The 7,399-nt window shown below is 71.2% G+C and carries 3 protein-coding genes; all 3 read right to left on the reverse strand.

Annotated features, from left to right (window positions below; genetic code table 11):
* Positions 1 to 22 precede the first annotated feature (22 nt).
* Positions 23 to 1,111, reverse strand: coding sequence for a hypothetical protein (locus AC1DMN_RS16875; protein WP_477231195.1), 1,089 nt, complete (start codon positions 1,109 to 1,111; stop codon positions 23 to 25).
* The gene (locus AC1DMN_RS16880) at positions 1,108 to 5,619 is read right to left on the reverse strand and encodes an FtsK/SpoIIIE domain-containing protein (protein ID WP_477231196.1); all 4,512 of its coding nucleotides are present in this window, start codon (positions 5,617 to 5,619) and stop codon (positions 1,108 to 1,110) included. Before AC1DMN_RS16880 ends, AC1DMN_RS16875 begins: the two co-directional genes overlap by 4 nt.
* Before the next feature lie 64 nt (positions 5,620 to 5,683).
* A complete protein-coding gene (locus AC1DMN_RS16885) occupies positions 5,684 to 7,180 on the reverse strand; it encodes an RDD family protein (protein WP_477231197.1) in 1,497 nt (498 codons plus the stop codon).
* Positions 7,181 to 7,399: the final 219 nt, after the last annotated feature.

Consider the following 7,399-nt stretch of genomic DNA (forward strand, 5'->3'; position numbering starts at 1 on the left):
GCCGGTCACCGCTGCGCTGCTGTCACCGCCACATCACGCTGACCGCTGCCGCGACAGCGCCGAACAGCAACGGCAAGAGGCAGCCGACCGCCACCTGACGCCCGCCGCGCACGCGGCCGAGCAGCCGGGCGCGACGTGCGGCCCGCTGCGGATCCTCCTCGCCCACGCGCAGGGACGCGGCGGCGTCGGAGCGCTGATCCAGCTGCTCGTCGACGAGCCGTGCGAGATCCTCCACCCACTCCCAGTACGTCGGATCGGTGATCGGCAGGCTCCGGCGCACGACGACGTACAAGGATCCTTCGACGACCTCGAGATCCACGCCGACCTCAGCCCCGGCGACGAGCCGCGTCAGCGCCGCACGCACGGGCGGTGTCAGCACGGCACGCACCGCGTCCTGCGCTTCCGGCGCACACCGTGTCTCGAAACGTTCGTCGAACCCGTCGCCGAGTGCGACGGGCTGCTGTCCGGCCGCGGGCTCCCACGGCGGACGAGCCCGCGCGTGCGACAGGTCGATGATGGTGAACGCCGGTGACGGCGCGCGCAGCGGCAGCATCACGTAGTCGAGCTCGTGCGGAAGGCGGGCGCGCGCCGCCCAGGTGTCGAATCCGTGGTTGCCCACCTCGAAGGCACGGCCGCCGAGGGCGGAGGGGACGGATCCGCGCACCACGTCACTGGAGACCCGGTCGGTCCCGGCCGTGAACACGGCGGCGGGGTGCGTCGGGTCGGAGATGCGGATGGTGTGGGTGAGCCCGTTCGCCTCGGCGAAACGTCGCAGCCGATACCATCCCCGATCGAGGTCGCGGCGCGACTGCGAAAGGCCGCGCACCCTCATCACGACGAGGGGAACGACCATGAGCAGCGCGATCACGACGGTCGAAGGCGTGAACTCGTAGGCGCCGAAGAGCAGCTGCACGAGTCGCACGAACAATCCCGCCAGCACCGCGGCGCCGATCAGAAGCACCACGCTGCGCACGACCGCGCCGACCGTCATGCGCGTCTCGGCGCTCGCACCGGATTCCCCGCGCAGCCGCTCGCTCGCCTCGGCCTTCACCGCCCCGGACGGGATCGGATCCGTCAGCGCCGACACATCGAACGTCTTCATGTCGCTCATGCGAGCGTCTCCTCCTCCACCAGCGGCAGCTGCACGATGACCTGGCGGCCCGCCTGGACGAAGATGCCGCGGCCCTCGGGGAAGTCGGTGCGCTTGACCTTCGGGAACGGCACCTTGAACACGGCATCGCCGTCGAAGGCGTCGGGCTTGAGCACGATGCCCTTGCGGCCGGCCTTGAAGTCGCCGATATAGCCGAAACCACTCGTCGCCTGCGTGACGTCGAGGTCACCGATCAGCAGGTGGTCGCTGCGGTTGATGGCCTGGAACAGCGCCTTCATGTCGCGTTCCGCGGGAGTGTCCGCGAACTGCGGCACGTCTTCGACGACGACGAGCAGGCGCACCGGCATCGACTCGTCACCGGCCAGTTCCGCAAGTTCGGCGGCGAGTTCCTTGGCGGCTTCCGGCGTGGTGGCGCTGCGCGTCCAGTCGGCGTAGTCCTTGAGCTGCGAACGCCGGCCCCCGAAGTGGAACAGCTTGACCTCCGGGTCGAAGCGGCGCATCGCGGTGATGATGCCCTTGAGCGCCGTGGTCTTGCCCGACAGCGGGGGGCCCGCCACGAGGAATGTGCCGATGGGGTCGAACTCGCGTGCCGACAGCGTGTCCTCCGCGACACCCAGCACCGGGAACTCGCCGATGCGATCCGGCAATGCCGAGACCGCGAGCCGGGTCGGCAGCGAGCCGATCTCGGCGACCTCGCGCGCCCCTGCCGCGCGCAGGGCTGCCGCCATCGCCTCCAGCAGTTTGGTCTGCTCGGCCACGTTCGGGGTACCGCCGAGGGTCGCGATCTGCGTCTCGAGACCGTCCACGATCGCCCGGCCCGGGGCGGAGCGCTCGTCGAGCACATCCTTCGGGGCGTTCAGCATGGCGTAGCCCGACTCGTCGCTCAGGCGCAGCACGACCTTGCGCGAGACGTTCGCGCTGACCGCGGTGGGCACCGAACCGGAGCGGTCGGCGGTCGCGATCACGTGCACGCCGAGCGGGCGGCCCTCGCCGAGGATGCGCATGAACGTCTGGTAGAACGGCATCCGCGCCGTGGTCGACTCCCACTCGCTGCGGAACTGCGGGAACCCGTCGAGCAGGAACAGGATGCGCGGTTCGTCGATGCCGGTGAGCTCGCGGTACTCCGTGAGGCTCGCGGCGTTCGCGGCGCTGAACCGCTTGCCGCGGTCGTCGAGCACCCGGGCGAGCGAACGCAGGATGCGCTGCACGCGCTCCGCGTCGTCGCCGGAGATCACGGATCCGACCTGCGGCAGGATCTCCAGGCTCTTGAGCGCTCCGGATCCGAAGTCCAGGGCGTACACCTCGACGTTCGTGGCCGCGTCCGATCCTGCCGCGATCGCGAGGGTGCGCAGCACGGTCGACTTGCCCGCACCGCTCGTGCCGTACACGAGCAGCGAGCCGTCCCGGTCGGGCACGAAATACGTCGGCTCCTGCAGCTGGCGGGAGGGCACGTCGGTCTTGCCGAGCAGGATCTGCCCATCGCCGAGGGTCGGCAGGTCGCGGATGTCGACCGCGTGCTCGAGGTCGTCGAGCCACGGCCGGCGCGGTGCGGGGATCCCGGCCTGCTGCGCCGCCGCCACGAGCGTCGCCACGATGCGCTTCTGGTCGTTGGGCCCGAGGTCCTCGTCATGACTGTCCGACTCGGGCTCCTGGTCCGGCTCCCAGAGCTGGGTGGATCCGAACCGCAGCTCGGCCACCCGCACGTCGGCCACCTGCACCTCGTCGGTGGACCAGCCGCCGGCGTAGGCGGACTGGAACGGCACGAGGCGTCCCGGACCGGTCTTCGCGATGCCGCGACCCGGGATCGACGGCGGGAATGACGCGGCGACGGCGTCGTCCACGACGTCCTTCGAGTCGGACTCGTCGGCCATGCGCAGCGCCACGCGCAGGTTGGTGTTGGCGCGCAGGTTGTCCTTGATGACGCCGGCGGGGCGCTGCGTCGCCATGATCAGGTGGATGCCGAGCGAGCGACCGCGCTGGGCGATGTCGACCACACCGTCGACGAACTCCGGCACCTCGCCCGCAAGTGCGGCGAACTCGTCGATCACGAGAACGAGCGCCGGCGGCGTGTCCGGGTCGCGGCGCTTCTCGAGCTCGAGCAGATCCTTCGCCTTCTTGCGGTTGAAGAGGTGCTCGCGATGGTGCAGCTCGGCGCGGAGACTGGTGAGCGCGCGCCGCACCAGGTGCGGGCTGAGGTCGGTGACCAGGCCGACGGTGTGCGGGAGGTCGACGCAATCGGCGAACGCGGATCCGCCCTTGTAGTCGACGAACAGGAACGTCACCCGGTCGGGGCTGTGCGCGGCGGCCATGCCGAGCACCCACGCCTGCAGGAACTCGCTCTTGCCCGCGCCGGTGGTACCGCCGACGAGGGCGTGCGGGCCCTGGGTGCGCAGGTCCAGGGTCATCGCATCGGTCTGCGACTGGCCGATGATGGCGCGCAGGTTGCCCGCCTTCTTCAGCCGCGACTGGGGCGCGCCGGAGCGATCGATGATCGTGTTGTTCTGCCGCCAGCGGTCGATCACGGCGGTCGGATCCGAYGCCGTCTCGGATCCGACSAGCGASAGGAACATGACCGAGTTCGGGATGTCGGAGGAGTCCTCCACGACGGTSGARGCGTCSACGACCGGGGCCAGGCGCTTTGCGAACATGGTCATGTAGGCGTGCGACACGCCCTCGACCTTCACGTCGGGGTAGCTCACGCCGTTGCGGACCGTGCCGACCCTGGCGTGCTCGAGGCCGGCCGACACGTCGATGAAGCTGCGGCAGGCGGCCGGCAGCGCCTCGACGACAGGCGCGACGAATAGGGCGTAGACGCCGACGTCGGCGCCGCGCTCGAGGATCTGGGTGAGCCGGGCGCGATCGACGGGGGCGTCGTTCGTGACGATGACGACCACCGCCGCCTGCCCCTCGAAGGTCGACTCCTCGGCGGCGCGCTTGACGTCGGTGCCGTAGCGGGTGGGGTCCCAGTCGTCACCGTACGGCGGACGCAGCGCCGCGGCCGCGGTGGACCGGCGCATCACGATCTCCTCGAGGCCGTTCAGCAACGCCGTGCCGGTGGACGCGGAGTCGGCCAGCGCCATCTCCTTGAACGGGTTGCGCTCGCTCGAGGTGTGCGGCAGCCAGGTCAACCAGTCCAGCTCGTTCGCCCATCCGGGCTCGGTGAGCGCGACGGCGACGAGCTCGTTCGGGGAGTGCATGCCGAACAGCTGCACGGCGAGACCCCGCAGCGCGTCGCCGGCGACCGAGGTGGGGCCGGCGACGCCGATGGATCCCACGCTCTGCAGCGACTCCAGGATCGGCACGTCCTCGATGATGCGGTAGCGCTCCTCGAGCCTGTCGACGCGCTCCACGAACTCGGGCAGCGCCTCGGCCGCCTCGGTGCGACTGATCGTCGTGCGGGACAGGTCGGAGCAGGTGCCCAGGCGCACGGCGAGGAAGTTCCAGTGCTCCGGGCGGCGGGTCCACAGCAGGGGTCCGAGCTTCATGGCCTCGTCGAACACGACCGCGACCGCGGGGACCTCGTTGTTGCGCACCGCGTGCTCGCGCGGACGGGCGTGGTAGAGCTTCTCCTCGAGGCGCTCGAACTGGTCCTCGAAGATCTCGGCCTCCTTGCGCAGGCGCTGGCCGAGGTTGGTCTTCTGCGAGATGAAGTTGCCGAACATCATCATCGGGCTCGCCGCCGCCATGAGCAGCGAGAGGCTGCGTCCGGTGAACGCCCACATGGTCACCGCGAGCAGGATCGGCGCGACCAGCATGGGCCACGGGAACAGCCGCTGCACCTGGTCCCGCGGGTAGCGCGGTTCGTCGACGTCCTCGCCGGCGAAGCGCTCCTCGACGCGCGGGCTGCGGTTGAACAGCAGCGCACCGCCGCGCTCGAGAACCGGATCCTGATCCGCGGCGCTGCCGTCGAAGTCGCCCACGAGGCGCACCACGATCTCGCTGTCGCCGAGGGTGAACGGCTGACCGGGGATCACCCTCAGGCGCTGCACCAGGCCTCCGTCGACCAGGATGCCGTTCGCGGAGTTCAGGTCGACGAGCTCGACGAACGTCCCGGCGACCTCGATGCGGGCGTGCTTCTTGGAGACGAGGGGATCGGCGAGGTGCACGTCGGCGGAGGCCTCGCGACCGATCACGAAATGACCGATCGGCAGGGAGAACTCCTGGCCTGCGGCCGGTCCGGACAGCACCCGCAGGTGCGCGGCGGGACGGGCGCCGGCGGTGCCGGTCGCGATCCGGTCGGCGCCGAGGTTCACGATCTCGGCGAGGAAGCCGGATCCGACCGGGGCGTCGCCGATCGCGAGGTCGGGGTTGAGCGTCACCAGGCGCTCGCTCGTGGGGGGTGCGACCGAGAGCGTGAGCGTCTCGCCGTGCGCGACGCGGATCGAGCGCAGCGGATCCGTCGTGGCGATGTGGTGCGCGACGTCGGCGACCGTGGCGGTGGAGTCGGCGGTGACGACGATGTCGGTGAGCGGCGCACCGGGACGGCGCAGGGTGAGCTTGACCTTCATCGGTGATCCTCCGGGCGGCGCTCGCGCGCTGTCGTGTCTGCGGCGGCCGCGCGGGCGCCGGGGGTCATGCCTGCTCCACGCGCAGGCTGCGGTCGCCGAAGCGCAGCACGTCACCGGCGCGCAGCTCGGCGGGGTGTCCCGGGGTCAGCGGATGCTCCGCGCCGTCGCGCACGATCGAGCTGCCGTTGGTGGAGCCGCGATCGACCGCGACCACACCACGACGCGAGAGCAGGATCGCCACATGGGTCTTGGAGACCGAGCGCGTCTCGTCCGGCACGCGCACGAGCTGGACTTCGCCCTCGCCCGTCGCCGAGCCTGTCGAGGCGTCCGCCCCTGCCCCCGCCGAGGGACTGGCAGCGGGAGCACGCCCGATGAGCGTCGCGGCGCGCACCTCGACCCGCTCGCCGTTGTCGATCACGAGCACTGCGCGCGGGGCGTCGGGCACGGCGGGCGCCACGGATGCAGCCGGCACGGCGGGCGCCGCAGGTGCTGCCGGAGCCGCGGCGGCCGCCACCGGCGCGATCGTGGGGGGCTGCCAGGTGGCCTCGCCGGAAGCCGGGGGTGGGGCGAACCCRCCGGCCGAGGTGCTCGCCGGCGAGGACGCGGCCGGCGCCGGCACGGACGGTGCCACGGCCGAAGCGGGAGCGCCGGAGTCGGCGGGAGCGGGTGCCGGGACGGCGGACGCGGAGCCGGCGGGGCCGACCTGCGCGGTCGTGGGCGTGGCCAGCGACGGCACGCCCACGACGGGCGCACCGGGGACGGCGGACGGCGAGGGTGCGCCGGACGGCGAGGGCGTCGGAGCCGCGGCGCGATGCGCGCCGACCACACCGCCGGAGAAGCGCCCGGTCGGCACGTACACCGCGGGGGCGTCGCGGTCTGTGGGCGTGGCCAACGACGGCAGCGCCGGGGCGGCCTCATGCACCTGGGTGGTGATCTGCTTGCGGGCGATGCGCATGCGTTTGCCGTCGTACGGGTTCAGGCCCCGGCGGACATCCACGAGCCAGGTGGCCGCGACCCGGTCGGGCCAGCCTCGCCCGCGCCGCTCCGCGTCGAACAGCGGCGATAGCGCGATCACGAGCAGGGGGCCGATCAGCGGCACCAGGAACGATGCGGCGAGGATCAGATAGCGCACCACGGCGCCGCGCCAGAAACCCGGCTTCTCCAGCGTGCGCACGTTGACGGTGCGGATCCCGGCCACAGCCTTGCCGAGCGTCACGCCCTTGAGGCCGTGCAGGATGAGCTGAACGAGCGTGTAGATCAGCATGAGCGCGTACGACACGATCAGCGGGAGCAGGATCCAGATCAGGTCCTTGCGGGCCAGGAGACCGGCCGGATCCGCCGCGCTCAGCAGCACCAGGTTCGTGCCGGCGATCGTTCCCGGAACGGCGATGACGAGCGCCACGACCAGCTCCAGAAGGGTCGACAGCACCCGCATCCCGGTGCGGGCCGGGACGAGGCCGATCGCCTGCGCATACGCCGGATCAGGGCGCCCCTGCGCATCCAGACCCTCGATGTCGGTGATCTGGGCCGGAATCTCCCAGATGTCGTTCGACAGGCTCATATCCCCCCACGTTATCAATCCGATATGCCGGATCCGAACGATGCGAAGGGCCGGTGTCGCGCACCGGCCCTTCGATCGTGTTCGCGGTGTCAGCCGCCGGCGAGCTGCGTGTCCAGGTCCTGGATCGCACGCATCATGCCCAGAAGCGACTCCGACATGTCATTGATGCCATCCACAGCCTGCTTCAGACCCGTGGTCAGCTCCCCATAACCCTCACCG

It is taken from the genome of Microbacterium sp. 01T413_2 (genome assembly GCF_056398985.1).